The sequence below is a fragment of the Kitasatospora purpeofusca genome (assembly GCF_000718025.1).
Taxonomy (GTDB): Bacteria; Actinomycetota; Actinomycetes; order Streptomycetales; family Streptomycetaceae; genus Kitasatospora; species Kitasatospora purpeofusca.
This window is the reverse complement of record NZ_JODS01000131.1, coordinates 1-231: the sequence shown is the minus strand read 5'-3', so window position 1 is coordinate 231 and position 231 is coordinate 1. Positions and strand designations below refer to the sequence as shown.

Below are 231 nucleotides of genomic sequence, written 5' to 3'. Positions count from 1 at the left end.
ACGAGTTCGGTGTCGCCGATGGTGGAGGAGCCGGAGCTGACGGTGTCGAGGCCGGCCATGCAGTGCATGAGGGTGGACTTGCCGGAGCCGGAGGGGCCCATGATCGCGGTGAACTCGCCCTGGGGGAAGGTGACGCTGACGTTGTCGAGGGCGACCACGCGGGTCTCGCCCTCCCCGTAGACCTTGTTCAGGCCGGTGGCGCGGGCGGCCGCCCGGCCGGTACGGACGGCG

The 231-nt window shown here is 71.4% G+C and carries 1 protein-coding gene; it reads right to left on the bottom strand.

The features are described 5' to 3' along the window. Nucleotides 1-231 (bottom strand): ATP-binding cassette domain-containing protein (locus IF01_RS0141045; RefSeq protein WP_030398708.1); only part of this gene is annotated, 231 nt, incomplete at both ends.